29 protein-coding genes are annotated in these 25740 nt (G+C 39.9%); 28 read left to right on the top strand and 1 reads right to left on the bottom strand.

Annotated elements, in window-relative coordinates; all coding sequences use genetic code 11:
- Positions 1-30 precede the first annotated feature (30 nt).
- The 19 genes from infA to LMF32_RS04760 all read left to right on the top strand — a co-directional run bounded on the left by infA (position 31) and on the right by LMF32_RS04760 (position 15283).
- A complete protein-coding gene (gene infA / locus LMF32_RS04850) occupies positions 31-249 on the top strand; it encodes a translation initiation factor IF-1 (RefSeq protein WP_092480922.1) in 219 nt (72 codons plus the stop codon).
- 34 nt (positions 250-283) lie between these two features.
- A complete protein-coding gene (gene rpmJ, locus LMF32_RS04845) occupies positions 284-397 on the top strand; it encodes a 50S ribosomal protein L36 (RefSeq protein ID WP_034299928.1) in 114 nt (37 codons plus the stop codon).
- 27 nt (positions 398-424) lie between these two features.
- Positions 425-790, top strand: a complete 366-nt coding sequence (gene rpsM, locus LMF32_RS04840) for a 30S ribosomal protein S13 (protein WP_092480923.1) — start codon at positions 425-427, stop codon at positions 788-790.
- 25 nt (positions 791-815) lie between these two features.
- Positions 816-1202: a 30S ribosomal protein S11 gene (rpsK, locus tag LMF32_RS04835; RefSeq protein WP_092480924.1), complete on the top strand. Its 387-nt coding sequence runs from the start codon at positions 816-818 to the stop codon at positions 1200-1202.
- A 76-nt stretch (positions 1203-1278) separates the two neighbouring features.
- Positions 1279-2223: a DNA-directed RNA polymerase subunit alpha gene (locus LMF32_RS04830; RefSeq protein ID WP_230524037.1), complete on the top strand. Its 945-nt coding sequence runs from the start codon at positions 1279-1281 to the stop codon at positions 2221-2223.
- A gap of 30 nt (positions 2224-2253) precedes the next feature.
- Positions 2254-2634: a 50S ribosomal protein L17 gene (gene rplQ / locus LMF32_RS04825; RefSeq protein ID WP_092480926.1), complete on the top strand. Its 381-nt coding sequence runs from the start codon at positions 2254-2256 to the stop codon at positions 2632-2634.
- Positions 2635-3119: 485 nt separating this feature from the next.
- On the top strand, positions 3120-3959 hold the full coding sequence (locus LMF32_RS04820) for an energy-coupling factor ABC transporter ATP-binding protein (RefSeq protein WP_230524036.1): 840 nt from the start codon (positions 3120-3122) through the stop codon (positions 3957-3959).
- Positions 3935-4837, top strand: coding sequence for an energy-coupling factor ABC transporter ATP-binding protein (locus tag LMF32_RS04815; protein WP_230525079.1), 903 nt, complete (start codon positions 3935-3937; stop codon positions 4835-4837). The genes LMF32_RS04820 and LMF32_RS04815 overlap by 25 nt, the downstream gene beginning before the upstream one ends.
- Positions 4834-5631: an energy-coupling factor transporter transmembrane protein EcfT gene (locus LMF32_RS04810; RefSeq protein WP_092480928.1), complete on the top strand. Its 798-nt coding sequence runs from the start codon at positions 4834-4836 to the stop codon at positions 5629-5631. The genes LMF32_RS04815 and LMF32_RS04810 overlap by 4 nt, the downstream gene beginning before the upstream one ends.
- 588 nt (positions 5632-6219) lie before the next feature.
- Positions 6220-7023, top strand: a complete 804-nt coding sequence (gene truA / locus LMF32_RS04805; protein ID WP_188205192.1) for a tRNA pseudouridine(38-40) synthase TruA — start codon at positions 6220-6222, stop codon at positions 7021-7023.
- Positions 7024-7044: 21 nt separating this feature from the next.
- Positions 7045-7431, top strand: a complete 387-nt coding sequence (locus tag LMF32_RS04800) for a hypothetical protein (protein WP_230524035.1) — start codon at positions 7045-7047, stop codon at positions 7429-7431.
- A gap of 207 nt (positions 7432-7638) precedes the next feature.
- Entirely contained in the window at positions 7639-8091 is a 453-nt protein-coding gene (rplM, locus tag LMF32_RS04795) for a 50S ribosomal protein L13 (protein ID WP_347401929.1), read from the top strand.
- A gap of 13 nt (positions 8092-8104) precedes the next feature.
- On the top strand, positions 8105-8497 hold the full coding sequence (rpsI, locus tag LMF32_RS04790) for a 30S ribosomal protein S9 (RefSeq protein WP_092480932.1): 393 nt from the start codon (positions 8105-8107) through the stop codon (positions 8495-8497).
- A 540-nt stretch (positions 8498-9037) separates the two neighbouring features.
- Positions 9038-9199 carry a helix-turn-helix domain-containing protein gene (locus LMF32_RS04785; RefSeq protein WP_230524034.1) on the top strand — a complete coding sequence of 54 codons (162 nt, stop codon included), beginning with the start codon at positions 9038-9040 and terminating at the stop codon, positions 9197-9199.
- 456 nt (positions 9200-9655) lie between these two features.
- Complete coding sequence (locus LMF32_RS04780; RefSeq protein WP_230524033.1) at positions 9656-10900, top strand: citrate transporter; 1245 nt, start codon at positions 9656-9658, stop codon at positions 10898-10900.
- A gap of 23 nt (positions 10901-10923) precedes the next feature.
- Positions 10924-12027, top strand: a complete 1104-nt coding sequence (locus LMF32_RS04775; protein WP_230524032.1) for a ring-opening amidohydrolase — start codon at positions 10924-10926, stop codon at positions 12025-12027.
- Between the two features lie 79 nt (positions 12028-12106).
- Complete coding sequence (locus LMF32_RS04770; RefSeq protein WP_230524031.1) at positions 12107-13033, top strand: carbamate kinase; 927 nt, start codon at positions 12107-12109, stop codon at positions 13031-13033.
- Between the two features lie 45 nt (positions 13034-13078).
- Complete coding sequence (locus LMF32_RS04765) at positions 13079-14398, top strand: solute carrier family 23 protein (protein WP_230524030.1); 1320 nt, start codon at positions 13079-13081, stop codon at positions 14396-14398.
- Between the two features lie 12 nt (positions 14399-14410).
- A complete protein-coding gene (locus LMF32_RS04760) occupies positions 14411-15283 on the top strand; it encodes an isochorismatase family cysteine hydrolase (protein ID WP_230524029.1) in 873 nt (290 codons plus the stop codon).
- Between the two features lie 75 nt (positions 15284-15358).
- On the opposite strand, the gene LMF32_RS04755 is transcribed toward LMF32_RS04760, so the two are convergent.
- Positions 15359-16984, bottom strand: a complete 1626-nt coding sequence (locus LMF32_RS04755) for a PucR family transcriptional regulator (RefSeq protein WP_230524028.1) — start codon at positions 16982-16984, stop codon at positions 15359-15361.
- A 549-nt stretch (positions 16985-17533) separates the two neighbouring features.
- Here LMF32_RS04755 and LMF32_RS13585 point away from each other — a divergent pair.
- The 9 genes from LMF32_RS13585 to LMF32_RS04715 all read left to right on the top strand — a co-directional run bounded on the left by LMF32_RS13585 (position 17534) and on the right by LMF32_RS04715 (position 25588).
- Positions 17534-17845, top strand: a complete 312-nt coding sequence (locus LMF32_RS13585; protein ID WP_278046263.1) for a cysteine hydrolase family protein — start codon at positions 17534-17536, stop codon at positions 17843-17845.
- Positions 17830-18195 (top strand): isochorismatase family cysteine hydrolase, encoded by a 366-nt coding sequence (locus LMF32_RS13580; protein ID WP_278046262.1) that lies wholly within the window; start codon positions 17830-17832, stop codon positions 18193-18195. Before LMF32_RS13585 ends, LMF32_RS13580 begins: the two co-directional genes overlap by 16 nt.
- A gap of 101 nt (positions 18196-18296) precedes the next feature.
- Positions 18297-19802, top strand: coding sequence for a hypothetical protein (locus LMF32_RS04745; RefSeq protein WP_230524027.1), 1506 nt, complete (start codon positions 18297-18299; stop codon positions 19800-19802).
- A gap of 11 nt (positions 19803-19813) precedes the next feature.
- Positions 19814-20704: a DUF2877 domain-containing protein gene (locus LMF32_RS04740; protein WP_230524026.1), complete on the top strand. Its 891-nt coding sequence runs from the start codon at positions 19814-19816 to the stop codon at positions 20702-20704.
- Positions 20694-22247, top strand: a complete 1554-nt coding sequence (gene fdrA / locus LMF32_RS04735; RefSeq protein WP_230524025.1) for an acyl-CoA synthetase FdrA — start codon at positions 20694-20696, stop codon at positions 22245-22247. Before LMF32_RS04740 ends, fdrA begins: the two co-directional genes overlap by 11 nt.
- Positions 22248-23675: a DUF1116 domain-containing protein gene (locus tag LMF32_RS04730; RefSeq protein WP_230524024.1), complete on the top strand. Its 1428-nt coding sequence runs from the start codon at positions 22248-22250 to the stop codon at positions 23673-23675.
- On the top strand, positions 23672-24607 hold the full coding sequence (gene arcC, locus LMF32_RS04725) for a carbamate kinase (RefSeq protein WP_230524023.1): 936 nt from the start codon (positions 23672-23674) through the stop codon (positions 24605-24607). Before LMF32_RS04730 ends, arcC begins: the two co-directional genes overlap by 4 nt.
- Before the next feature lie 277 nt (positions 24608-24884).
- Positions 24885-25289, top strand: coding sequence for a helix-turn-helix domain-containing protein (locus tag LMF32_RS04720; protein WP_347401928.1), 405 nt, complete (start codon positions 24885-24887; stop codon positions 25287-25289).
- Between the two features lie 44 nt (positions 25290-25333).
- Positions 25334-25588 (top strand): hypothetical protein, encoded by a 255-nt coding sequence (locus LMF32_RS04715; protein WP_230524021.1) that lies wholly within the window; start codon positions 25334-25336, stop codon positions 25586-25588.
- The last annotated feature ends 152 nt before the right edge of the window (positions 25589-25740 follow it).

Below are 25740 nucleotides of genomic sequence, written 5' to 3'. Positions count from 1 at the left end.
GAAGCGAAAAAACTAAAGGAGGTACTAGGCGTGGCGAAAGACGATGTCATAGAAATTGAAGGAACAGTCGTTGAAACTTTGCCAAATGCAAGTTTTAAAGTTGAACTTGAAAATGGCCATATTGTATTGGCGCATGTTTCCGGTAAGATTCGTATGAATTACATTCGTATATTACCAGGGGATAAAGTTACAGTTGAGTTATCTCCATATGATTTATCACGTGGACGTATAACTTACCGCTTTAAATAATTGCACTCCGTCACTAAAATAGGAGGGTTAGTTCATGAAAGTAAGACCATCAGTTAAAAAAATGTGTGATAAATGTAAAGTTATCCGCCGTAATGGTCGGGTAATGGTCATTTGTGAAAATCCAAAACATAAACAACGTCAAGGATAATATAAAATATTAGGAGGTGTAATTGTAATGGCTCGTATTGCAGGTGTAGATATTCCACGTGACAAACGTGTAGTAATTTCTCTAACTTATATATATGGAATCGGTAAAAAAACAGCTAGCGATGTTTTAGCAGCAGCTGGTGTATCAGAAGATGTTCGCGTACGCGATCTAACCAACGATCAATTAGACGCTATCCGTGTGGAAGTGGACAAATTGAAATTAGAAGGAGATCTTCGTCGTGAAGTAAGCCAAAATATCAAACGTTTGATTGATATTGGTTCATACCGAGGCATGCGTCACCGTCGTGGATTACCAGTTCGTGGACAAAACACGAAAAATAATGCACGTACTCGTAAAGGCCCAGCTAAGGCAATTGCAGGTAAGAAAAAATAATTAAGAAGTAAGGAGGTAAACCTTAATGGCAAGAAAAGTTCAACGCAAACGTCGTGCGAAAAAGAATATTGAGAGCGGAGTAGCTCATATCCGTTCAACATTCAATAATACTATTGTAATGATTACTGATACTCATGGAAACGCAATTTCATGGTCATCAGCAGGATCACTAGGTTTCCGCGGATCAAAAAAATCAACTCCATTTGCAGCTCAATTAGCAGCTGAAGCAGCAGCTAAAGTAAGTATGGAAAATGGAATGAAAACAGTCGAAGTTGCAGTTAAAGGTCCTGGTTCAGGTCGTGAAGCAGCAATTCGTTCGTTGCAAGCAACAGGTTTAGAAGTTACAGCTATTCGTGACGTAACTCCAATTCCTCATAATGGATGCCGCCCTCCAAAACGCCGTCGTGTTTAATTGAGAGCTGCTTCATTTTTTGTAGGTTTGCACTCGATAACATGAACTTAACGTTTTGAAAGGGGTAAATAGCAGAATGATCGAAATTGAAAAGCCAAGAATTGAAACGATTGAGATCAGCGATGATGCCAAGTTTGGTAAATTCGTTGTAGAACCACTTGAACGCGGGTATGGAACTACGTTAGGAAATTCCTTGCGTCGTATATTATTGTCTTCTCTTCCGGGAGCAGCTGTAACAAATATTCAAATTGACAGTGTTTTACATGAATTTTCTACTATTGATGGTGTTGTTGAGGATGTTACAGCAATCATCTTAAATATTAAAAAATTGGCACTCAAATTATACTCTGAAGAGGACAAGACGATTGAAATCGATGTGAAAGGCCCTGCAGTGGTAACAGCAGCAGACATCATTTTCGATAGTGATGTTGAAATCTTAAACCCTGACTTGTATATCTGTACTGTATCTGAAGGCGGACATTTCCATGTTCGTTTGACAGCTAAAAAAGGTAGAGGTTATGCAAGAGCTGAACACAATAAAAAAGACGATATGCCAATTGGTGTATTGCCAGTCGATTCAATTTACACCCCAGTTAGTCGTGTGAACTACCAAGTCGAAAATACTCGTGTTGGTCAAAAGGATACTTTTGATAAACTGACACTTGATGTATGGACAGACGGTTCAATTAGCCCTGAAGAAGCAGTTAGTTTAGCTGCACGTATTCTTACGGAGCATTTGAATATCTTCGTAAATCTAACGGATGAAACACGTAAAGTGGAAATCATGGTGGAAAAAGAAGAGACTCAAAAAGAGAAAAAACTTGAAATGACAATAGAAGAACTTGATTTGTCTGTACGTTCATACAACTGTTTGAAACGTGCTGGAATTAATACCGTACAGGAATTAACTGACAAATCAGAAGCTGAAATGATTAAGGTACGTAATCTTGGACGTAAATCACTTGAAGAAGTTAAATTCAAATTGAATGAACTAGATTTAAGCTTACGCCACGATGACTAGTCGTACTGTATCGAGGGAGGATAATATACAATGGGTTACCGTAAATTAGGACGTACAAGCTCTCAACGTAAAGCTATGTTACGTGACTTAACTTCTGACTTAATCATCAACGAACGTATTGTAACTACTGAAGCTCGCGCTAAAGAAGTTCGCAAAACGACTGAAAAAATGATTACTTTAGGAAAACGCGGAGATTTGCATGCTCGTCGTCAAGCAGCTGCTTTCGTTCGTAACGAAGTTGCTTCTGTTAAAGAAGAAGAAGATGCAATCGTCGTACAATCAGCTTTACAAAAATTATTCGGGGACATTGCACCACGTTATACTGAACGTCAAGGTGGATACACTCGTATTTTGAAAACTGAAAACCGTCGCGGTGATGGTGCTCCAATGGTTGTTATTGAATTAGTTTAATTCAACTATTGAGTACTTCAGATTTAGCCATTTGTCAAAAACGTTCGCGTTTAGACAGATGGTTAAATAATATGGTAATAAATGACGTTCACTTTTTAGATGTATGAAACGGAGTGTTATGATGATGAAAGATCCGTCTTTCTAGTCTAGCTCTAAACTTCTCTTAGAGAATCAGTTCTCTAAGAGGGGTACATTCATCAATAAAAGTGATTTTTTTTATTTTAAAGCAGCTGGAAAATAGGGTCAGCCTTATTTTTCATTTACTTTAAACTAAAAAGACTAAATGTATGAATTTCTCAGATACTCTATAAAATGAACAGGTCTGTATAGTATAATGTAACGTAGAATAGCGTAATGGGCTATAAAAGATGACAGACTGCCGTTAAGCTGGGATAAAAGCACGACTAGTCTCTATAGATGCATCTTTACCACAAATGAGTTTTAGAACTGATTTGCAACCTAAAAGAATACGCGGGGAGTTAGCTATGAATAAAATCATTACATTAAATAATCTGATATATACTTACAATGAAACGGATCAAAGACCTGCTCTGAATGGGGTATCTTTAGAGATCGAAGAAGGCGAATGGATAGCGATCATTGGACCTAACGGCTCTGGGAAATCAACGTTGGCAAAAACGATCAACGGACTGATTGCTCCTGACAGCGGAGAAGTCTTTATTGATCAATTGCCGCTGACAGAAGAAAATATCTGGAGCATCCGTGAGAAAGTCGGAATGGTGTTCCAAAACCCTGACAACCAATTCGTCGGATCTACGGTTCAAGACGATGTCGCTTTCGGGTTGGAAAATCAAGCGGTCCCAAGAGACGAAATGGTTCAGCGAGTAGAATCTGCATTAGCGCAAGTTAAGATGCTGGATTTCAAAGAGAGAGAACCGGCGCGTCTTTCTGGCGGACAAAAACAACGTGTAGCCATTGCCGGAGTTGTAGCGATCGCTCCTAAGATCATCATCTTGGATGAAGCAACAAGCATGCTGGATCCGCAGGGACGTCAAGAAGTTATAGAGACTGTCCAACGCATCAAAGAGAAAGAAAACCTGACTGTTATCTCGATCACTCATGATATCGACGAAGCTGCAAATGCTAGTCGGATCTTAGTGATGCAAGCTGGCAAATTAGTGAAAGAAGGAACTCCCGAAGAGATCTTCTCTAACGGCGGCCAGCTGATCGATATGGGATTGGACCTTCCTTTTCCTGAAAAGCTGAAAGTGGCTTTAGAAGAAAGAGGCATTACAGTTCCCGAAACTTATTTAACTGAAGAAGGGATGGTGGAATGGTTATGGACATTACTTTCGAAAAAGTAGGGTACACATACCAAAAAGGCTCACCATTCGAAAGCCGTGCTTTATATGATATCGACTTTGATATCAAACAAGGCAGCTACACAGCACTCGTTGGGCACACAGGAAGCGGGAAGTCGACGATCCTTCGTCACTTGAACGCCTTAAATAAACCAACCGAAGGCAAAGTGATCATCGGCGATCGGGAAATCATTTCAACAACAAACAATAAAAACTTAAAAGACATTCGTAAAAAAGTGGGGATCGTGTTCCAATTCCCTGAAGCTCAATTGTTCGAGGAAACGATCGCAAAAGATATTGCTTTCGGTCCGAAGAACTTTGGCGCTACAGAAGAAGAGGGAGTCGAGATCGCGAAGCGTATGCTGCCGTTAGTCGGGCTAGACGAAACGTATATGGAACGTTCTCCATTTGATCTGTCAGGCGGACAAATGCGCCGTGTGGCAATCGCAGGTGTGTTGGCGATGGAACCGGAAGTATTGGTCTTAGATGAACCAACAGCCGGCTTAGACCCTAAAGGACGTACCGAGATGATGGAGATGTTCTACAGCTTGTATAAAGAGCAAGGCATCACGATCGTACTCGTCACGCATCAAATGGAAGACGTAGCGAATTACGCCAACCACATGATCATCCTTGAAAATGGGACTGTCGTTAAAGAAGGCGCTCCGCGTGAGATCTTCAAAGATGAAGCTTGGTTGGAAAGCAAACAATTGGACGTTCCGGCAACAGTATCTTTTGCCAGCCGTTTAGAAGAACGTATCGGTCTTCAATTAGGCGAGATCCCGTTGACGACAGAAGAATTAGCAGACAAATTGGTTGCTGAATTGAATCGGAAAACTACTGCTGGTTTGAATCCAGTTGAGGGTGGTGATGCCAAATGATGGAGAAATTGATCTTTGGGCGTTACATTCCAGGTAATTCTTGGATTCACCGCTTAGACCCGAGAGCGAAATTATTGAGTACGATTTTCTTTATTTTTGTTATCTTCTTAGCAAATAACTGGCAAACGTATCTGACCTTATTCATTTTTGTCTTAACTGCTGTACTATTATCAGAAATCAAAATGAGTTTCTTCATCAACGGGATAAAACCGATGATTTGGCTGATCCTATTTACGGTGATTCTCCAAGTGCTGTTTACTGGGGGAGGAGAAGTTTACTTCCAGTGGGGCATTTTGATGATAACCTCTCAAGGATTGATGAACGGGGTATTTATTTTCTGCCGTTTTGTGTTGATCATCTTCATGTCGACACTCTTGACGCTGACGACAATGCCTTTATCGCTGACAGATGCATTAGAGTACCTTATGCGTCCTTTGACAGCTTTGAAGGTTCCTGTTTATGAGATCGCATTGATGCTCTCTATTGCGCTTCGTTTCGTCCCTACATTGATGGACGAGACAGAGAAGATCATGAATGCACAGCGAGCACGTGGGGTAGATTTCGGAGAAGGAAATGTCTTCCAGCAAATGAAAGCTATCGTACCATTGCTGATCCCACTGTTTGTGAGTTCATTTAACCGTGCTGAAGAGCTGGCGACCGCTATGGAAGCTAGAGGCTACAGTGGCGGAGAAGGACGTACCAAGTTCCGTAAACTGGACTGGAGCGCTTCTGATACGCTTGTAATGGCCGTATTCGTATTGATGACTGGTGCACTGGTCTTATTAAGAACTTAAATCGTTTGAATTTAAAGATGCCTCACCACAGTCACTTCCAACGAAGCGTTGTGTGAGGCATTTTTTTTGGATATATTGGTAAAGTAATTTTTCCGGTAATGGTGTCAAAGAAATCCCCTCCGGTCTATGGGTGATTAAGTGAGAGCCATGGGACCGCCTTGAGCCAAAGAGCGTCTCAAGACTTGCAAGCTTCAAACTTATTGTAACGGCTGAAGCCGCACACTAAGTAATTCTCATTGCATCCTTCTTCATGGCTACAAGCCACCCATATTCCTCCTGAAATTTCTAGAAGTGGATTTCAAAAAAAAACTTAGATTTTGCTTACAAACATCAATTGTCGTATAAACTTATAAATGCAGGTAAAAGAAGCAACCAGCAGTTTTACGTTCCAAAGTCAGCAATAAATCGTAGAAAAGGTAACGCAAGATCGGATTGCGTTACCTTTTGAGAGGAAAAAGAACAAAAATGGCACGTAAACGAAATTTGCGTTACATTATTAGCTGAAATAGCCGAAAAAAGGAACGTAAAAACAATTCAATCCCTTTTTAAACTATAAAAGTAATCAATGTTCAAGTTAGGAGACAGGAAATGACAAGCTACCGCTATAAAGTTACGTTGCAGTATGATGGAAGCCAGTTCGTCGGGTTCCAGATCCAGCCGAATGGCAGGACTGTACAAGAGGACATCGAAAAAGCTTTAAAAATCATGACAAAAGGGCAAGAGATCAAATTGCGCAGTGCTGGTCGTACGGATTCAGGTGTTCACGCCAAAGCGCAAGTTATCCATTTTGATTACCCAGTCCATTTGCCGCCTGAAAATATGAAACGCGCATTGAACAGTCTGACGACAGATGAGATTGCTGTTTACCAAGTAGAGTTAGTGGATGAAAGTTTCCATGCGCAGTACTCTTCTGCCGGAAAGAAATACCAGTACCGAGTAGACATCAACGAAGTCATGACACCCTTTAAACGACTATACGCGCTGCATCACCCGTATAGAATCGATATGGAAGCCTTAGAAGAGGCTTTGGCGGTTATTGTAGGGAAACATGACTTCACGAGTTTCTGTGCCAGCAACAGCGGCAAAGAAGACAAAGTCCGGACCGTCTATGAAGCGAAAGTCGAACGAGACGAATTGAACGGAGAAATCATTTTTACCTTTAGAGGGAACGGCTTTCTATACAATATGGTCCGCATTTTCGTCGGCACTCTATTGCAAATTGCGAACGGTTTGCGCCCCGCAGAAGACATGAAGCGGATCTTGGAAGCTAAAGACCGCAACCAAGCTGGACCGACTGCCGCAGCTCATGGATTGTATATGATGCAGACATATTATGACAAACGAGAAGCGACTAAAGGAACGATCTTCGAGCAAACGGAAGATGCTGAATAAAAAGTGAGGTAGGAAATCAATATGAAATTACTGATATTACTTTTGACGTTAGGTTTATTAGCAGGATGCAGTACAGAACAACAAACTGATTCAGAGCAGGATTCTACTGCAATAGTCAGCAGTGAAGACGCAGTAGAAGAAAGTGTCTCAAAAGAAGAATTGAATGAAGCTGAAGTGATTGATGATCTAACGGAATATCCGGAGACAACGGCAATTCAAGAAACCATCGATCTGACAAAGTTAACTGGACACATCGTCTCAGATAATCCCGGTACTCGAATCCTTATCTTCACCAATGAAGAGAAACAAGTGTATAAGAGCATTTTTATTAAAGATGAGAAGCAATTGAAAGTCGTTGATCTGGAGCAAAACGACTTGGTGATTGATGATACAGTGCCGGCATCTTAAAGTAAAAAAGAGCTGAACAGAATCCCGAGTTTTTAAATGTGAACTAAAAGTAGCAGAGTGAAAAAAACTTGTAGATTTGCCGGATTTTATTTCGCGTTTTATTGACAAAGGATTGAAAAAAAGGTAAGATATTATATGGTATTGTTTGCCCCATGATGAGCCCCGGAAACTTATTGTGCATCAAACAAACAGAAGAAAATGGAGGAAATTAACGTGCGTACAACTTATATGGCTAAACCAAGCGAAGTAGAACGTAACTGGTATGTAATAGATGCTACTGATATTCCATTAGGACGTCTATCTACCGTAGTTGCAACTTTCTTACGCGGAAAAAATAAACCAACTTTTACTCCTCATGTAGATACAGGGGACTTTGTAATTGTAATCAATGCTGATAAAGTCAAATTAACTGGTAAAAAAGCAACTGACAAAATCTATTCTCGTAACATCGATGGAAACCCAGGTGGATTGAAACAAATCTCTGCTGGTGACCTACGTGCTAAAGACTCTCGTAAATTAGTTGAATTGTCTGTAAAAGGGATGCTTCCTAAAAACACTTTAGGCCGCAAACAAGGCATGAAATTACACGTTTATGGTGGTTCAGAACACACACACCAAGCACAACAACCAAAAACATTAGACATCACAAACTTAATTTAAGGAGGGAATTTCATTGGCACAAGTACAATATAGCGCAACAGGACGTCGTAAAAACTCAACTGCACGTGTACGCCTAGTACCAGGTACTGGTAACATCATTTTCAATAACAAAGATATTGCAGAATATCTTCCATACGAAAGTTTACATGTTATCGTAAAACAACCTTTAGAAGTAACTGAAACTACAGGAAGCTACGATATTTTGATCAACGTTAATGGTGGTGGATACGCTGGACAAGCTGGAGCAGCTCGTCACGGTATCGCACGCGCGTTGTTAGAAGTTGACCCTTCTTTCCGTTCTCCATTAAAATCAGCTGGTCTATTAACACGTGACCCACGTATGAAAGAACGTAAAAAACCAGGTCTTAAGAAAGCTCGTAAAGCTAGCCAATTTTCAAAACGTTAATTTTACGATATGCTTTATCAAAGAGAATTGCCTATATGGCAGTTCTCTTTTTTCGTATGCGAAAATTGTCGCTCTCAATTTGCTTCAGCCGTAAGAACGCAGTGATGTACGGATGTAGTACAAGGCGAACAAAAAGCATCTGTCTAAGTGATATGCTCCCAATATAGTAGACATTAGAAATAAAAAAAATTCTAAACTATTTTGTAGGGAGTTTTTTTTATTGTCTAAACGAGTTAAATTAAGTGCAGACGAAAAATTAGCCATCATTAAACCAATACTTGACGGTTGTTCTTCATTAAGAATTGTCAGTAAGGAAATGAACCTTCACGGTTCTGTAATTCAGACATAGATCCGCAAATATAAAGTTGATGGTTTTGAAGGACTAGTGGAATCGAAGACGTGGTTTTTCGAGGGTGCTCTAAGAATAGTACGGTGAAAAAATATCATATTTCCAGATTTTCAGTTCTCCAACGATGGATTAACCTATATAATAGTGGAAAAGAACTCAAATTAACGAGTATGGGGAGATCTAAGACCACTATGATTAAAGGGCGTAAAACAACATTTGAAGAACGATTGGAAATCACACAATCTACTATTGCTAGAGACAATGACTATCAGGGTGCTATTGAAAAGTATGGTGTATCTTACCAACAAATCTATTCATGGGTTAAAAAATACCACGTTGAGGATCTTATTTAACGTGGTAGGATAAACAATTATTTTGTTTTTTTAACCTGTCTACTTTGTAGGGAGTATATCAACTACGAGAATCTCTTTTTATAATCTGCTTTTATTTTGCAGGCAATAATTTCAGCAATAGAATGATTGAAATAGTGCAGTCAAACCTATACAAGGAAGCGATTGATCTAAGAACAGACACTAGGTTTTGGTCTGTTCTTTTTTTAGTTGAGGTTCGATCTAGAAGCTGGTGACTGATGATAAAAATATCAGTTTAGAATTCTATGGTTCTTTTTTGATAAAATAGAGTCCTCAACTTTGTCTGTTTTTGACATTGTAAGTGCTTACATATAGAACTAGAATAAGAATTAATAAAGGGATAAAAAAAGCTGCTTTTTCTAGCATCATCTTGTTATTTAGGTGGAGAATAAAAAATTAAGCAAATAGTATCAAACTAATTAAAGGAGGAAAAAGGATATGGAAGTACTCGTGTTGATTCCGTTGCTTGTTATATTGATTGTGATGGTAATGAAACATCACATGTTGATAGCTGGATTAGCTGGTGGGATCGCAGCAATGATTATTGGCGGAGTTGGCTTAGCAGAAGCTGCATCGATCGTATCTGCTGCTATACCTGGGATGGTCAGTATTATAACGCCCGCCATTTACTCTACTACAGCTCTTGTTGTTGCAAAAGCTGGCGGATTTGAAGCGTTAATGAGGTTGAGTCGAAAAATTGTGGGGGATAAAGAATACATTATTGCAGCGTTGATCGTTCTGATTCAATCGTTAGCAACGTATGCTGCCGGTTTGGGAGCAGGGAACACAATGGTGACTGGGCCTTTAGCATTTGCTATTCTAGGTGCACATCCTGCCGTTATTGCAGGTATGTCAATAGGGACAGCTGCATCTTTCATGACTTCACCGTCAGGAGCTGATGCTGCTACTATCTCAGAAATTTCTGGAATACCTATCGCGGATTATAGTAGTGCCATGCTTGTTCCAACCATTATTATTTGGATCTTGGCAATGTTGGTAGCGGTTATAGGGGTTCGCCGCAGCGGAAGCATGCTAGGTGACAAAGAAGTAGCCGTAAAAGAAGAACTGTCGATGAAAAGATTGCTTGTATTGTCAATCCCGCCAATCTACTTCTTGATCGTAGTAGTAGCTGGAAAATACTTGAATGTTCTATTTAATGATTACAATGTATTCTCGCCTATTTTCAATATGATCAGTACACTGTTCCTGACAGCATTCATAGCTCGTAAACATATGGATGAGATCGCTAAAGATTTGGTAGACAATTCAGCATTTATACTAACAAAATTATTCTCTATTGGTATATTCTTAGGATTCATCAATATCCTGGCAGAAATTGGAACATTTGCTTATATTGCCGGTTTTATTGAATTAGCACCATCTTTCGTTGTCGTTCCAGTAGCGATCTTGATTACGTTCCTAGTATCGATCCCAGCTGGTGGTTATAGTGTAGGGGTTTCGGCCTTGATCATGCCATTACTGGTGGAATCTAATTTAAGTGTTATGCAGTTAGGTTTGGCGGCTATCGCGGTAGGGATCGGAACACAAGTTAGTCCGGCCCAAATCAATGTAGCATCGTTATCATCGTCATTCCATGTGGATATGGAAGATATCATAAAAATAAATATTCCATATATGCTTGGTGCGTTAGCTTTATTATGTGTTGTAGGTTTCTTTATATAAAAAAAATATTAGGAGGAAATAACATGCAAAAAGTAGAAGTTTTTCGTATAGCAACAGGGTCACCTGATGACATTTCTGGATTGAAAGAGTTAATAGACAACAAAACGATCGTTCCTGAGGAAATCATTGCTGTCCTTGGTAAAACAGAAGGTAATGGTTGTGTAAATGACTTTACACGCGGTTTTGCTACTCAATCTTTAGCGTTTTACTTGGCTAATGAATTGCATATCGGTTTGGATGAAGTCCATAAAAAAATTGCTTTCATCATGTCCGGCGGTACTGAAGGGGTAATGTCTCCTCACTTAACAGTATTTATTCGTAAAGAAGTTGATGCCCCTGAAGCTTCAGAAAAACGATTGGCTGCAGGCATTGCATTTACTCGTCCATTCAAACCTGAAGAAATCGGACGCATGGAACAAGTACTTGAAGTAGCGGAAGCTGTTCGTCAAGCAATGAAAGATGCAAAAATCGAAAAACCAGAAGACGTTCACTTTGTTCAAATCAAATGTCCTTTATTGACAGCAGACCGTATTGAAGAAGCTGCTCATAGAGGAGAAAACGTAGTTGTTCATGACACTTATAAATCAATGGGCTTCTCTCGTGGAGCTTCTGCATTAGGTGTAGCGATCGCATTAGGAGAAGTTTCTGAAGCAGACGTTATAAATGAAGTGATTTGTACAGATTGGGATCTATATTCAACAGTGGCTTCTACATCAGCTGGTGTAGAAATCATGCATGATGAGATCATTTTGATCGGAAACTCAACAGAATCAGCAAGTGATTTAATGATTGGACACTCAGTCATGAAAGATGCTATCGATATCGATTCTGTTAAAGAAGCAATGAAAGGCGCAGGTCTTCAATTTGACGAGTATCCTTCAAAAGAAGAAGTCAGCAAAGTAGTCAACGTTTTAGCTAAAGCTGAAGCAGCTACAATTGGAACATGTCGTGGAAGACGTACGATTATGTTAGATGATTCTGATATCAACCATACACGTCATGCTCGTGCAGTAGTTAATGCGGCAATCTCTACTTTAACAAGAGATCCAATGGTTTATGTATCAGGTGGAGCAGAACACCAAGGTCCAGATGGCGGCGGTCCTGTAGCTGTTATTGCAAAAGTTTAAGACACAAAGATTCGCTGGATAGAAAGCTGTGTCTAGCCGTTCATTGAATGGAAGTGGCAAAAGAAGTGGAGGGATTGTGATGAGCCGAATAGTCGTGGCTTTAGGGGGAAACGCATTGGGAACGACTCCTAGTGAACAAGACATTAAAGCAAGGAAAGCGGTTATTCCCATCGTTAATTTGATAGAACTAGGTCATGACGTTGTTCTAGCTCATGGCGGCGGTCCGCAGATTAAAGCTGTATACGATGCTTTTACTGCCTATGCAACGTTAAATGGCTGGAAAGAAGAAGTATTATTGGCTGATTGTATTGCGCTGATCCAAAGTGGCATCGGGTATCATCTTCAAAGCTGTTTAACAAAAGAGTTGCAGCGGCGAAAGATTGATAAGCAAGTCCTTACCGTTTTGAATCAAGTAGTTGTGGATCGCGAAGATCCTGCCTTCTTGACTAAAACAAAGATCATCGGAACTTATGCACAAAATGACTTTCAAGATGAGAAAACTGTTTTTAAAGATCAAGAAAATATGGTAAATGAAATGGCGGTTGCTTCGCCAAAACCTCTATACTTAGTTGAAAAAAAACTTATCCGTTCGTTATTAGATAAGGGTTCAGTTATTATAGCAGGCGGAGGCGGGGGGATTCCTGTTTTTGAAGATGAAGACTACTATGTTCCAGCTAACGGCATCATTGATAAAGATGCTGCCAGCTGTTTACTGGCGGACGCTGTGGACGCAGACTATCTGTTCATCTTAACACGTATTTCAAAAGTGGCACTTGACTATGGGACTGCGCAACAGAAAAATCTGAAGACTATGTCTATTCAAGAGGCTGAAGGTTGGATGAAGCAAGGGCAATTCAAAGAGGGAAGTATGCTGCCGAAGATACAAGCTTCTATTCAATTTGTCAAAGGCAAAACCGGACGTAAAGCGATTATTACGTCATTGGAAAAATCGCGGGAAGCTGTGTTGGGAGAAGCAGGAACCATCATTTATGACGCGTTTTTGTAATCGCATTCAGAATAAAAAACTCTTTTCTGAAAAGGAGTAGGTTTAATGGAAGAAAAAAAAAGCGGAATACAGCTGCTCTATGGACCTGAAGAACGGCCTAAATCAGTAAGGGATACTATTTTATACTCCTTGCAGTGGGTATTTATTATGTTTTACCCAGTCGTCTGGGGATACGCCATTGTAGGAGTAAGTGTCGACTTTAGTGAGAACGAGCTTTCAGCTTACATGGCACGCGTGGTACTGATGATTGGAGTATCTACGCTTGTGCATGTGTTATCTGGTCACAAACTTTCCATGGTTTCCGGACCTAGCGTTATCCCATCTCTTGCAATCGTTTCTGCATTTTCAATTGGGGGTAAGGAATATGCGCTGCATTCGTTTAATGCGTATATTATTGCAGGATTAATTGTGGCGATTTTAGGAGCTTTTGGTGTAATCAGTAAAATTAGTGCGGTTTGGACGCCTTTAGTACAAGGCGCTATGCTCTTAATGATTGGATTAACAACGAGTATTACAGGTATGAGTATGATAGCAGCCGATGGAGCTTCTTGGCCTTATTATGTGGGTCTTCTTTTAGCGCTGTTGTGCGGCTGGTTGTCTATAAAAGGTAAAGGACTGTTAAGTACGATTCCTGTTATGATAACGATTCTATTAGGTTACCTGGCTTTTATAGTTGGCGGAGATTTCAATTGGAACTTAGTAGACAGCATGCCGTTATTTGCAGTACCTCAGATTTTTCCATATGGATTAACTTTCCCACCCATGGATTTGATTCTGGTAATGGTCATCATCAATTTATTCAGTGCAGTCAACTTATATGGAAATATGCGCGGCTTTATTGGTCTTCTTGGCACTCTTCTTTCAACTAAAGATGAGAAGCGTTCCTTAGTCGTTTTTGGGCTAGTAGACGGAGTAATGACAGGAATAATGGGAGTACCTAGTTCTGTAGCACTTGGTGAAAATATGGGCTTTTTGCTGCTGACAAAAATAGCTTCTAAATTCTTATTGATCGTAGCGAGTGTTGTATTTATCGTTTTAAGCTTCTTCGGAAAAGTCGGCGGATTTATGGCTGCGATGCCCGAGCAAGTTGCAGGAGCCGTTTTGCTGGGAGTCGCTTCTACATTGATTGGGATTGGGATCAATTCTGTAAAAGAAGCATCAACTTTCGAAGCACGCGAGATTTTTATCGTTGGATTTGCAATTTTTTTCTCTTTAGGTACGCTCACTTTACCGCGGGAATTCTTCGAAGAATTCCCGCGCCTAATAGCTACTTTGCTAAATAATCCGGTCATCTTAGTGATTCTCTTAGTCATTATTTTAGAACAAACGCTATTCCGTACAGAACCAAAGAAAAATCCTTTATAGGAGGAATATATAATGGAAAAAAGTATTGAAAAAAAGAATCGCAGCTATGAATCTTATTTGACAAAAAACAGAGAAAATTATTTAGACAGGGTACAAAAAGACTATGAAGCGTTTCAAGAATCAAAAACATTTGCCTACCCTTCATGGTTGTATGGAGAGCCAAAAGGAAAATTATTCAAAGTAGAAGTGGAAGACAGTCCGAATTTTGGGGAAACAGCTTACTTGGAATTCGACTCTGGTCGTACGGCTTTCCTGATCATTGATATGCAGACAGACTTTTGTGGAGAGCAAGGGTATGTGGATGTGATGGGGTATGATCTTTCATTGACTGCAGCTCCTATTAAACCAATCAAAAAAATGTTGGATGCAGTTCGCGGAACGGACATTACGGTCGTTTATACACGTGAAGGGCATGAGCCTGACTTGTCTGATGCTCCTTACAATAAAGTATTGCGTTCCAAGATCATTGGAAATGGTACTGGATTAGGGGAAAAACCAGATGGCGGCTTAGGACGTCTGCTGGTAAGAGGCGAGGAAAACTGGGATATCATTGATGAGTTGTACCCAGAGCCAGGCGATTTTGTCGTGGATAAAGCAGGAAAAGGTGCCTTTGGTTCCAGTAATATTCACATGGTATTGAAAAATCTTGGAATCACACATTTGATTATTGCCGGTATCACTACAGATGTGTGTGTTCACACTATCATGCGCGAAGCTAACGACTTCGGCTACTGGTGTACAATGCTGAAAGACGGCGTTGGAGCTACAGATTACGGAAATCATTTAGCTGCGATCAAGTCTGTCAAAATGCAAGGCGGGGTGTTCGGTAATGTATCGGACTCAGAAAAAGTTCTATCCGCTTTAAAAGATTCTCAAATCAACTAAATGATGAACCTAAAAAAAGAAACCGCGGTGAGTGAAATAAATTCAGCAGCGGTTTCTTTTTTATTCAAAGTAAAGTTAATCTTCAGATCGTTTGCTGGCCTCGATCCAGAGATAAATATGATAAGCGACTGTGACATCAGCGATTCTCAATTCGTTGCGAATATCGATTCCCAAGTCTTTCAAGCGATTGACTCGATAACGTAAAGTGTTGTAGTGAATAAACAACTTGACAGCAGCTTCTTTTAGATTGAATCCAGTCTGAATCAGGACATAAAGGGTTTCTAGCAGCTGGCCATTATGTTCTTTGTCGTGCTGTATGACTTCGCCAAGAACATTATCAACAAAGTTTTCTAGGATGCTTTGATTTTTGATTTCTTTTAAGACACTGTAGATGAGGTTATCTTCAATATGGCTGACAAAAGAAGAGGTTTCTAATTTCCGTCCTATCCGAAGGCTAGTTTGAGCTTCTCCGTATGCTTCAGGGATGCTCTTGGTATCTAAAACAGGGCTGGAAATTCCAATGCCTGCATCGTAACTGGGACTTAAAATTTCTAAGATAAGCTGGCCGATTTCTTTCATTTTTTCTTTGCTGTCTTCTATAAAAGCAGCATTGACAAAGATAACCAGCGAGTCATCTAGAAAGGTCAGCATAATTTTATTGGGATCAGTAAACAACTTTCTGCTGATGATTTTTTGAATAGTCCTTTGAGTAAGAAGCTCTTCATAAGTAGAACGAACTAAAGAAGAATCAGAACTGTAAACTTTTAAAACAAGCAAAATCTGTGGGAACTCCATCTCCCAACCGTACAGTTTTGCAGTATGAAGGGCATCCATTTGAGAAATGTTAGAACCTTGCAAAAGATCCCGAACAAATGAATCTTGGAAGTTTCGTTCTTTCTCGGCAACTGCATAATTTTTGTAAAAAGCTGTCGCCAACAGTAACGATGCTTCTTCTACTACCATCATCAAATTCTTATTATTGTTTTCCGGCTGTAAAAGAATCAAGTAACCAAAGATCCGTTCGCTTGCTTCAATAGGATGTACAAGTAAATCATTGGGCAAATAATTATTTCCGTCTATTTCAATAGAAATCAATGAATTTCCGTGATAAGGAGTTTCGGTATGAATGTCCATTTTGCTTTCCTCGAGAGTTGGAGAAGTAGCGAGAACATTATATGTACTGTCTAATAGAAGTACAGGTGCTTGGATCAATCTTGAAAACTCGTTCACAAGACTGTCTATATCATGCCCTTTTAAGAATAATTTCATTAGTTGGTAGTGAACAGAATTAAGAAAAGAGATCTGATTTATATGCTCATCCAAAGAAATACTCAAAATGTCCATGGCAAGTGAGGATAAGTTGTCACTTCCATGTAATTCTACCAAAGGAAAATTCAATTCTTTCGCTTGCTGAATCATAGTTTCAGGAATTTTATCAATATACCGGCCAACTTTGATGCATAAACCTGTGGCATCTGACTGCAACAGACGAGGAATCAACTCATCGAGTGCTTCTTTATCGCTGCGGATTGGGTAAAGAGTCGTTAGAATAAAACTTTTTTCTTCAAGAAAAGGGAAGATATCTGGTACTTCCATTAGTGTAGCTTTTCTCACTTCATTGTCCATCTTCTTTTCTCCAGCTAATAGAATTGCATGTTCAAAGCCGTCCAGGGACAGAATATCTTTTATAGTGATTGCCATAGTATAGTATTTCTCCTTTAAAAAATGAGAGTGTGTCTATTGTAAGAGAAGAGACACACTCTTTTTTAACCGTTTTCAACATCATAACATATCTCTCTCAGCAAACATACCATGCTGTGTCTATTGTAAAAAAATAAGTATAAAATGAAATCGATCAATTTTCTGTTCTATTGCTTGTGGATTTGTAGACTCAAATAGACCGTCATTTTTTTAGTAATTTTATGATAAGGAAAAGTTTTTTTTATGTCACGTTTTGACAATGATAATCTTTTATTAGCGTGTTAATATTGCATTAACCAATAAATAAAGCGCTATCAAGGCTTGTGCATCAAGAGAAGTAAAATGATAGCGAATTTATGCATGATCCAGTTGGTTGTCAAAAAACTACTAACTGTTAGAGTACAGGTTGAAAGTTGGAGTCTCTGTTGCTGTTACAAAACAGAGAGAGAAAAAGAAAGAATAAATTGAGGGTGGTGAACAGAGAACGGTACGGACAGGTTTCAAAAGATGAGTGTTAAGTTCCAACAAAAAAGTGTGGGGGTAATTTTAATGTCAACTTATTCAGTTTCAGCAAAACCATATGCATTTGAATTTAATCTGGAGTCTACTGCATTAATGATTATAGATATGCAAAGAGATTTCTTATATCCAGGCGGATTTGGTGAAAAATTAGGGAATGACGTGTCTGCAACGAATTCCATCATTCCAAATATCGAGCAAGTATTAGAAGAAGCCAGAAAACAAGGAATGCTGGTTATCCATACAAGAGAAGGACATAGACCCGATCTTACAGATGTGCCATCAGTAAAGCTAAAAGAGGCGGAGGCATCGGTGAAGAAGGTCCTATGGGCAAAATATTGATTAGAGGAGAATACGGACACGGTATCGTAGATGAACTTGTGCCAAGAGAAAATGAAGTGGTGTTAGACAAACCTGGAAAAGGTGCCTTCTACCAAACGGATCTGGAATCTATCTTGAGAAACAGAAATATCAAGAGTCTTATTGTAACTGGAGTGACTACACATGTGTGTGTTCAAACAACTATCAGAGAAGCTAACGATAGAGGATACGAGTGCTTGATGTTGGAAGATTGTTGTGCAGCATTTGATCCAAGAGACCACGAAGATTCAATCCGTATGATCAACCAGCAAGGCGGGATATTTGGCTGGACTTCGCCATCTGAAAACTTGTTATCGGTTATAAAGAAATAATACTTGAAAGTATAAGGGGAGAAAGTAATGGAAAATCAACATTCAGGGACACCTTGGTTTGTAAAAGGTGATGTGACGGTTTCTTTGGATTGTTTAGTAACGTGCTGACTAATTTTCTGGCTGCAATCGGATTATTGGCAACGATAAATATGCCATCGGCGATTGTATATGGAAACATTGTTCCAGGAGCAGCGATTTCGATCGGATTGGGCGGAATTATTTTCGCAGTCCAAGCGAGAAGAGCATCCATCAAGCGAGGCGTATCTAATGTAACGGCTATGCCTTATGGGTTAAGCGTGCCTCACTACTTTATCGTGGCGTTCGGAGTCATGCTTCCAGTGTACGCACAAACGCAAGACTGGATGTTAGCTTGGGCAACAGGGATAGCCTGGAACTTTGTTCAAGGAATCATCATGACGATTGGAGCATTTGTAGGACCTTACATTCAAAAGTATATCCCAAGAAGTGCTTTGCTGGGATCTTTAACAGGATTAGCGTTGACGTATATCGCTATGAATCCGATGGGGGAAATATTTAGTACACCTTATATTGGAATGCTTACGTTAGTTATCGTTTTAGGCGGTTGGATCGCACACAAGAAATTACCGGGCAATATTCCAGCTGGATTGTTGGCCATTGTTATCGGAATGTTATTAGCATGGGGCACAGGGTATATGGATGTCGCAGCCGTACAAAGTGCTGCAAGCGGGTTCTCCATATCTTTACCATCTTTTGCCATTTCGCAATTGGTACAAGGATTTGCTTACTTATCTCCTTTCCTTGCCGCAGCTATTCCTTTAGCGATCTATGACTTTTTAGAAAGTCTGGACAATATTGAAAGCGCGGAAGTTGGAGGAGACAAATATCCGACTGGACTTTCTTTATTGGTTCCAGGATTGCTGACAATCTTTGGTTCTTTGCTAGGAAGTGTTTTTCCAACAATTTTATACATTGGTCATCCAGGCTGGAAAGCAGCTGGAGCTAGAGTTGGGTATTCTATGGCAACCGGAATAGGGGTATTGGTTTTAGCGTTTGTTGGATTGATGCCGTTAGTCATGTCAGTCATTCCGTTGGTAGCTTTACTGCCGATCTTAGTTTACATCTCTATGTCGATTGGGACACAAGCCTTTTCTACAGCCAAATCTAAGCATATCCCAGCGATGATATTAGGTTTGCTGCCTTTTATAGCTAGTTTTGTCACCTTGCAAGTAGACAATGCTCTAACAGCAGCCGGCACAAGTGCTGGAGAAGTTGGACTGAGTCTATTGAAAGATAACGGGGTTTATTACGAAGGTTGGAACACATTAGGAGCATCAGATATTTTAGTCTCTATGATGCTGATCAGTATCGTGATTTACTTGGTTGAGCGCAATTTCAAGACAGCCGCAGTGTATGCTCTAATTACAGCCGCGTTATCCTACTTCGGATTTATCCATGCAGGAGAAATCGGTCTGGGAACGGGTGCAAGTGCAGCTCTTGGGTACTTGACTATGTCAGCTGGATTGATGTTCTTCCACTTGTATAAACATCCTGAGGAAAAAGCTGCACTTGAACTAGAGTCTAAAGCTGTTGTTGAAGCCGATGAAAGTTTCGAGGCGAATAGTTAGAAGGGAACGTTATGGATATACGGATAAATCAAATGGACCATCAGCTGTTCGATAAAATCCGCGCACTGAAAGAACAAAACAGCCGGGGAAGAATCGTCAATAAATTCGATAAAGTCATCAATTTCGAATTTTCTTCTCCGCATTGTCTGATAGCTATTGCGATCGATAGTGTTGTGTCTTCTCCAGGGATGTTGAAAACAACCGACATGTTCTCTTTTACGCAATTGCGGGATTCATCGGATATAGGAGACCTTGTGTACTTTACACGAGGGGAAGGACTTCTTGTCGGGATGCATAAATTAAACTATGCAGATGCTGCAACTTGGCATTACCCGTTGCAGCCGATGTCCTTAGAAGTTCGTGAGATGGACAAAAAAGATCGTTCTTTACTAGCTTTTTTAAAAGAGAGTGGGAAATCCGATGGAATCTTAGAAGCTTTTTTAAAGCATCGGGATGTGCAGGGAAATACTGCTAAGCAAACGGTTTATGATCAGCACTACATTCAATTGCTAACGCAACTCGAAAACGAGCTGACCGTAGAAAATCTGTTGCGATTTATTGGATTGGGAATCGGTCTGACGCCATCCGGAGATGATTTTGCGACAGGCTTGTTAGCGGTATTGAGCTGCTATGGCCCGGGAGATGAAGGTGCAAAAAAGCTGCTCACTCAATTCAAAGCAGTGGAATTTGCGCACAGGACTACAACAGTGAGTTATTTTATGATCCAAAATATGTTGGAAAACAATATCAATCAAGCATTGTATGACTATCTAATCAGCTCTGGATCAGTTCAAGAGGTCCTCAAAATCGGTTCTACATCAGGAACAGATATGTTGTCGGGAGTAAGCTTTGGATTAGCCTATTTACTAAAAAGAAAAGAGGAAAAAGAATATGGAAACTAAAGTGATTATTGAAAAAAATGCTTACCATGACTCAGTTACACTGATGTCGTTATCTGGAAAAGTTTTGCAACAAGAAGGAGTTGTAGATGCGGTCGTATCTATGGCTACAGACATGAACAAAGATTTGCTGGAAAACGTAGGGATGAGCACAAAAGAAGCTCAAACTGCAACGGAAAATGACTTGATCATTGCTGTCAAATCAGAAGACGAAGATCACTTGGAACAAGCATTGGATTACATCAATGACCAATTGACATCTAAAAAATCTTCTAAGAACAAACAAGGAAATCAAAGTGTAACAACATTTAAAGCGGCTCTGAATGCATTACCTGAAGCTAACATGGCAGTGATTTCAGTTCCTGGTGAATATGCAGCCAGAGAAGCTAGACAAGCCTTGAACAACGGACTAAACGTTATGTTGTTTAGTGATAACGTTTCTATTGAAGATGAAAGAGAATTAAAATTACTTGGAGCAGAAAAGAAATTGCTGGTTATGGGTCCAGACTGCGGAACAGCGATGATCAATCAGACAGGATTGTGTTTTGCGAATGATGTAGAAAAAGGAGCTATTGGATTAGTAGCGGCTTCAGGAACAGGCTTGCAAGAAGTTGCTGTACAGATTGACCGCTTAGGCTATGGAATCACACATGCCATTGGAACAGGCGGTAGAGACCTGCACGAAAAAATTGGCGGTATCATGATGTTGGAAGGTTTGGAATTGTTGAATGAAGATGAAGGAACTAAAGTCATCACGTTGATTTCAAAACCGCCAGCTAAATCCGTTCAAGATAAAATCTTAAAGAGAGTCAAAGAAATCTCTAAACCAGTAGTAATTTGTTTCTTAGATGGAGACAAAGAAGCTATTGAGCAGTCAGGCGCTATTTTTGCACCAACACTAATCGAAGGAGCTCGTCAATCAATCTTAGCATTAGATGGAAGCGCTACGTTTGATACAGAGCTGCATGCAGATGAAAAAGCTTGGATCGACGAAGAAATCAAAAAATTAGCGGATTCTCAAAAATACCTAAAAGGACTATTTTGCGGGGGAACGCTGACAGCAGAAGCCTTATCATTGTTGAGAGAAGAAGTTGACGGCGTGAAAAGTAATGTAGCTAAACGCGAAGAAGAAAAATTAAAAGACGTCGGCACTAGTGACACACATATTCTATTGGATATGGGAGATGATGTGTTTACTAAAGGCAAACCGCATCCAATGATTGAACCAAACTTGAGAAACGAACGTATCTTACAAGAAGCAAGAAATGAAAATACAGCAGTTCTATTGTTGGATTTTGAAATAGGCTACGGTTCTCACGAAGATCCTGTCGGCGAGTCATTTAAAACGTTGAAGGAAGCACAAAAAATTGCTGAAGAGAATGGTCGTTCTCTACCGATCGTGGCGTACATTTGCGGTACGGATACAGATAAACAAGGACTAGCTGAGCAAGAAAGCAAACTGAGAGAACTTGGAGCATTTATTGCAGACAGCAATGAAAAAGCAAGTAAAGCAGCAGGAATGATCGCAAACAAGGAGGTTGTTTAAATGGGTAACAGCAAAGACATTTTAAATGAAGGATTACGCGTAATCAACATCGGAACATCAAAATTCAAAGAAGATTTAAATCTGCAGCAAGTAGAATCGGTGCAATATGACTGGAGACCGCCTGCAGGAGGAAATGCTAAATTGATTGATGCATTGGATTTCTTGCAAAATAAAGAACAAATCGAAGCAGCCAATCAAGAAGTAATCAAAATCATCAAAGATGCACATCCATTCTTGGTGGATATCGAACAAGCAATCAATGCGATTCCAGGAATGCACAAAAAATTGATCCTGCATGCTGGTCCTCCGATCAATTGGGACAGAATGGCTGGTCCGGTAAAAGGAGCTATCATCGGAGCTTTGATGTACGAGGGATTGGCATCGGATGAAAAAGAAGCTGAAGAATTAGCAGCATCTGGAGAAATCGAATTTTCACCGGCGCATCACTATGATGCAGTAGGTCCTATGGCTGGAATTATTTCCGCTTCAATGCCTGTACACATCGTTGAAAACCGCACACACGGAAATAAAGCTTTCTGTACAGTCAATGAAGGATTAGGAAAAGTACTTCGTTTTGGAGCTAACTCGCAAGAAGTACTAGACCGTCTAAAATGGATCGAAACCACTTTTGCGCCAGCGCTTAAGAAAGCCTTGGCTCTGACAGATGGAGTAGACTTGAAATCCATCACTTCCCAAGCTCTTCACATGGGAGATGAGTGTCACAATAGGAACAAAGCGGCTACCAGTTTGTTTTATCGTGAAATCAGCGATTACTTCTTGCAGACAGATTTATCAAGAGATGAAGTCAGAGACGTTACTCGCTTCATTCGTGAAAATGAGCATTACTTCTTGAACTTATCTATGCCAGCCAGCAAATCAGCTCTAGATGCTGCACAAGGTGTGAAATATTCTACAGTTGTGGCAACTATGGCTCGAAATGGTGTAGAATTTGGAATCCGCGTCAGTGGATTGGGCAAAGATGAATGGTTTACAGCACCTGCCAACTTTGTTAAAGGCATGTTCTTCCCAGGATACAGCCAAGATGACGCAGCACCTGACCTAGGAGACAGCACGATTACAGAAACGATGGGAATCGGTGGATTTGCAATGGGTGCATCACCTGCAATCGTTCAATTTGTTGGTGGTGAAGTGGAAGATGCTATCCAATACAGTGAACAAATGTATGAAATAACCGTTGGCGAAAACAGCAACTACTCTATTCCTACCTTGAACTTTAGAGGTGGAGCATACGGAATCGACATCATCAAAGTAATCGATACAAACATTCTGCCTGTTATCAATACAGGGATGGCTCATAAAGAAGCAGGAGTAGGACAAATCGGTGCAGGTATTGTTCACCCGCCATTTGAATGTTTTGAAAAAGCAGTTATTTCTTTCATGGAGACTTACAAGGGGGATATTAAATGAGTAAAATATTGATCGCTCTTGGCGGAAACGCTTTGGGCAATAACGCTGCAGAACAAAAAGCATTAGCCAAGAATGCAGCGGTCGCTATTGTTGACATGATCGAACAAGGTCATGAAGTAGTTCTTTCTCACGGAAACGGACCACAAGTTGGAGCCATCAACTTGGCGTTTAATGAGTATGCAAAAGTTAAAGGAGACGACAGTTACAGTATGCCGTTTCCAGAGTCTGGAGCTATGAGCCAAGGTTATATCGGTTACCATCTTCAAAATTCATTGAGAACTGAATTATTGAACCGTGGAATCCAAAAATCAGTTGTTTCTTTAGTGACACAAGTAGTGGTCGATAAAGAAGATCCTGCATTCCAAGCTCCATCGAAACCTATTGGTCCATTTTATACAAAAGAAGAAGCAGATCAACTAACAGAAAGTACAGGCGATACGTACATTGAAGATTCAGGCAGAGGGTATAGAAAAGTCATTCCTTCTCCTGAACCAGTAAGTGTGGTAGAAGCAGACCTGATGAAAGAATTAGTCAATAGCGGCCATATCATCATTGGAGCAGGCGGCGGCGGTATTCCTGTTGTTGAAGAGGGCAATGAATTGATTGGGATCGAAGCCGTAATCGACAAAGACAAAGCCAGCGAGAAGTTGGCAGAAGAATTGGATCTTGATTTCTTCTTCATCTTAACAGCTGTGGATAGAGTAGCCATCAACTTTGGCAAGCCGAATCAGAAAGAATTGGACCGACTAAGTGTTCAACAAGCTAGAGAATACGGAGCTGAAGGACATTTTCCAGCTGGCAGTATGCTGCCTAAAGTAGAAGCAGCTATCAAATTTGTTGAATCCAAGCCTGGCCGTCAAGCGATTATTTCTTCTCTGGAAAAAGCTAAAGAAGCGATCTTGAGCAATACCGGTACAGTGATCCATAATTAATATTTGTTAAACAGGTTAAAAGAAAAACAGTTCTTAAATAAGTATAAAAAGTTTTTTATGTTGGGGCTGGGAAAAACTCAGCCTCATAACAAAAAAAAACCTCTCAACTCTTTTAAAATGGACCCTATAGAATGGACACTAAAAAAAGTGCCCTCTATAGGGTCCATTTTTGTATACTTATATAGAGATTAATATGGCGATACTTAAAGTAACATTACCCAATCCGTTAAGACCATAGTTTATATCAACTGCACTACGTGCAGAAAGGAGCCGCTAAATATCAGAATTAACTTTTACGCTAGAACAAATCCAGATTTTGAAGAGAAATCCATATGTTAAAAATGTATCAGAGAAAAGCATTACTTATTCCGATGAATTCAAGCGTCATTTTGTTTCAGAATCATTGAACTTAAAAAGGGCTAAACAAATATTTATTGAAGCAGGATTTGGTCCGGAAATGATTGGTGAAACCAAGATAAAAGCATTCGCTAAGAAATGGCGGAAAAGATATCGTGATCATGGCGCTTTGGCACTGAAAGATACTCGACAAAGTCATTCAGGCAGACCGAGAAAGACAGAACTAACATCTGAGCAACAAATTGAGAAATTGCAAGCTAAAATTTCATTATTAGAACAAGAAAACGAATTATTAAAAAATCAGAATGGAGCGAAAGGAGGCTAGAAGACGACGAAAAGACTAGTGAAATTTTCGTAAGAATTTATAGTATGAAGACCGATGGTTCATATACAAGAACCATAGTAGATGCTTTTGGATTATTGGAAGTTTCTCGTTCAGGTTACTATAATTATTTAAAGGGAATAAACAGTAGAGCAGTACGTGAAGAAGCAGATCAGTTTTGGAGAATTCAAATTGAAGAAGCTTATCATTACCATGGTTACAAGAAAGGTTCTCGAGGCATTGTCATGTACTTCTGGCATATTTTGGGCATTACAGTAAATCTAAAAAAATACAACGTTTGATGAGAAAATTTAATATCTTCTGCCCCATCCGTAAAGCAAACCCTTATAAGAGTGTAAAGAACAGTTATAAAATGTAGGAAAATGACAATGTAAAATTGTTGGTTTTCCTACATTTTTTATATACTCTTCTTATCCCCTATAGAATTGGAGTG

The sequence above is a fragment of the Desemzia sp. C1 genome (assembly GCF_020882875.1).
GTDB lineage: Bacteria > Bacillota > Bacilli > Lactobacillales > Carnobacteriaceae > Desemzia > Desemzia incerta.
Note: the sequence above shows the minus strand (reverse complement) of the source record. Positions and strands in the feature narration are given on the sequence as shown.

What these genes read in the sequence shown, in the direction of transcription:
- rpmJ (WP_034299928.1), top strand. Translation starts at nt 284, where the DNA reads ATGAAAGTAAGACCATCAGTTAAAAAAATGTGTGATAAATGTAAAGTT.
- rpsM (WP_092480923.1), top strand. Translation starts at nt 425, where the DNA reads ATGGCTCGTATTGCAGGTGTAGATATTCCACGTGACAAACGTGTAGTA.
- rpsK (WP_092480924.1), top strand. Translation starts at nt 816, where the DNA reads ATGGCAAGAAAAGTTCAACGCAAACGTCGTGCGAAAAAGAATATTGAG.
- LMF32_RS04830 (WP_230524037.1), top strand. Translation starts at nt 1,279, where the DNA reads ATGATCGAAATTGAAAAGCCAAGAATTGAAACGATTGAGATCAGCGAT.
- rplQ (WP_092480926.1), top strand. Translation starts at nt 2,254, where the DNA reads ATGGGTTACCGTAAATTAGGACGTACAAGCTCTCAACGTAAAGCTATG.
- LMF32_RS04820 (WP_230524036.1), top strand. Translation starts at nt 3,120, where the DNA reads ATGAATAAAATCATTACATTAAATAATCTGATATATACTTACAATGAA.
- LMF32_RS04815 (WP_230525079.1), top strand. Translation starts at nt 3,935, where the DNA reads ATGGACATTACTTTCGAAAAAGTAGGGTACACATACCAAAAAGGCTCA.
- LMF32_RS04810 (WP_092480928.1), top strand. Translation starts at nt 4,834, where the DNA reads ATGATGGAGAAATTGATCTTTGGGCGTTACATTCCAGGTAATTCTTGG.
- truA (WP_188205192.1), top strand. Translation starts at nt 6,220, where the DNA reads ATGACAAGCTACCGCTATAAAGTTACGTTGCAGTATGATGGAAGCCAG.
- LMF32_RS04800 (WP_230524035.1), top strand. Translation starts at nt 7,045, where the DNA reads ATGAAATTACTGATATTACTTTTGACGTTAGGTTTATTAGCAGGATGC.
- LMF32_RS04785 (WP_230524034.1), top strand. Translation starts at nt 9,038, where the DNA reads ATGATTAAAGGGCGTAAAACAACATTTGAAGAACGATTGGAAATCACA.
- LMF32_RS04780 (WP_230524033.1), top strand. Translation starts at nt 9,656, where the DNA reads ATGGAAGTACTCGTGTTGATTCCGTTGCTTGTTATATTGATTGTGATG.
- LMF32_RS04775 (WP_230524032.1), top strand. Translation starts at nt 10,924, where the DNA reads ATGCAAAAAGTAGAAGTTTTTCGTATAGCAACAGGGTCACCTGATGAC.
- LMF32_RS04770 (WP_230524031.1), top strand. Translation starts at nt 12,107, where the DNA reads ATGAGCCGAATAGTCGTGGCTTTAGGGGGAAACGCATTGGGAACGACT.
- LMF32_RS04765 (WP_230524030.1), top strand. Translation starts at nt 13,079, where the DNA reads ATGGAAGAAAAAAAAAGCGGAATACAGCTGCTCTATGGACCTGAAGAA.
- LMF32_RS04760 (WP_230524029.1), top strand. Translation starts at nt 14,411, where the DNA reads ATGGAAAAAAGTATTGAAAAAAAGAATCGCAGCTATGAATCTTATTTG.
- LMF32_RS04755 (WP_230524028.1), bottom strand. Translation starts at nt 16,984, where the DNA reads ATGGCAATCACTATAAAAGATATTCTGTCCCTGGACGGCTTTGAACAT.
- LMF32_RS13585 (WP_278046263.1), top strand. Translation starts at nt 17,534, where the DNA reads ATGTCAACTTATTCAGTTTCAGCAAAACCATATGCATTTGAATTTAAT.
- LMF32_RS13580 (WP_278046262.1), top strand. Translation starts at nt 17,830, where the DNA reads ATGGGCAAAATATTGATTAGAGGAGAATACGGACACGGTATCGTAGAT.
- LMF32_RS04740 (WP_230524026.1), top strand. Translation starts at nt 19,814, where the DNA reads ATGGATATACGGATAAATCAAATGGACCATCAGCTGTTCGATAAAATC.
- fdrA (WP_230524025.1), top strand. Translation starts at nt 20,694, where the DNA reads ATGGAAACTAAAGTGATTATTGAAAAAAATGCTTACCATGACTCAGTT.
- LMF32_RS04730 (WP_230524024.1), top strand. Translation starts at nt 22,248, where the DNA reads ATGGGTAACAGCAAAGACATTTTAAATGAAGGATTACGCGTAATCAAC.
- arcC (WP_230524023.1), top strand. Translation starts at nt 23,672, where the DNA reads ATGAGTAAAATATTGATCGCTCTTGGCGGAAACGCTTTGGGCAATAAC.
- LMF32_RS04715 (WP_230524021.1), top strand. Translation starts at nt 25,334, where the DNA reads ATGAAGACCGATGGTTCATATACAAGAACCATAGTAGATGCTTTTGGA.